The organism is Pseudomonas huaxiensis, from assembly GCF_003231275.1.
Taxonomy (GTDB): Bacteria; Pseudomonadota; Gammaproteobacteria; order Pseudomonadales; family Pseudomonadaceae; genus Aquipseudomonas; species Aquipseudomonas huaxiensis.
Genome location: NZ_QKVL01000129.1, coordinates 1 through 1,265, shown reverse-complemented (window position 1 = coordinate 1,265; position 1,265 = coordinate 1). Strand labels below are relative to the sequence as shown.

Sequence of the window (1,265 nt, the reverse complement as noted above, 5' to 3'; positions counted from 1 at the left end):
GCAGCACACCCAGGTGTATGAAATCCATGCGTCCGAAGCCGTGATCATCAAGGGCCCCGGCGGCACGCTGCGTATCGACAGTGCGGGCATCACGCTGGATGGGATCGCGCTCACGCTCAACGGGCCGGCGACCAAGACAGGAGGAGGGGGTGGTAACAGCCTGACGCTGGCAAGTGAGGTAGCGCAAGCGCGAGGCACGCAGTGCGAGGAGCAAAGCTGATGACAGGCGAAACCGTCATGGGGGTTGTCGAGCAGCACCGTGCACCGGCCGACCATGTCTATCTGCTGGTGAATGGGCTGGCCGAATGTGCCTTCGATCATCCGCTCAGCGTGCCGTCCCTGATCCGGTCGCTGGGCGACGCTGCCGTTACACGCGTGCTGCGGCCGGACCTGGGCCATGCTCCGGATCGATGTCCTGCGCTGGTTCAACTGGCTAGGCCGGGCCAAGCGGTGCCACAGCACTATCTGACGCTCAGCGCCGACTACGCCGCACGGGATCTTGCCTACAACGAGCGTTATATCTGTGGCTGGTTGTTCAGCCCGCATCCGCTTGATGTCATCGCCCCCCACATCGCGGCCCGATGCAGCACTACCGCCGCCAGCGACAAGCAAATCTCGCCCTGGTTCGAGCCGCTGAGGCTGGAGCTGTTGTTTGCCACGATGCGCACTCAGGCAGGCCAATTGTTGGGCCCGGTCAGGTTATGGCTTCTTCCGCTCAGTTGGGAGGGCTATACCATCGTGCGTAGCACCAGCAGTTCCGACGCTTCCGGGCTTCCCCAGGATGCTCGCGAAAGCCAGCAACTGGCGCCTGTGATCAACCGATTCCTGGCCGTTTGGCGCCAGGCCCTGCGGCAACCTCCTCGCTTCGCCCCGTGGCGCTGGACAGGCGCCTCCGTCCTGCCGACCTATGCTGCCGCTCATGGCTTTCACCTGATTCGCGATGCTCGCAGGCTCGGCCTTCGCAACAGTCGCGACCTGATCGCTCTCAGCCTGTACCGCGTGCTCATGCATCCCCATCTGCCGCAGCACCCGGATATCAGGCACCTCATCGCCCAGGCGAGTGCCGGCAAGCTTGATTTGCAAAGTCATTTTTCAAGCAGCTACAGCGAAGCCCATTGGAGACGCATCGTTGCCGATTTGCCCCGCGCGAAGGACTACTCATGAACTCCGATAAACGTTTCGATTTCGGCCTCTGCATCGACATTGCCTGCAACGAGGCCAACCCTCTGGATCCCGGCATCTGCCGGGTCTGCCAGCGCAGCGGC

Annotated in this window: 1 protein-coding gene and 1 pseudogene; both read left to right on the top strand. The window is 62.8% G+C overall.

Translation table 11 applies throughout. From position 1 onward, the window contains the following. Positions 1–220 (top strand): annotated as a pseudogene (locus tag DM374_RS32520) (bacteriophage T4 gp5 trimerisation domain-containing protein); the annotation flags it as partial. Further along, on the top strand, positions 220–1,164 hold the full coding sequence (locus tag DM374_RS32515; RefSeq protein WP_110973529.1) for a hypothetical protein: 945 nt from the start codon (positions 220–222) through the stop codon (positions 1,162–1,164). The pseudogene DM374_RS32520 and the gene DM374_RS32515, both read left to right, overlap by 1 nt. The last annotated feature ends 101 nt before the right edge of the window (positions 1,165–1,265 follow it).

Excerpts from the sequence above, each read along its gene's own strand:
- DM374_RS32515 (WP_110973529.1), top strand. The coding sequence starts at position 220 with ATGACAGGCGAAACCGTCATGGGGGTTGTCGAGCAGCACCGTGCACCG.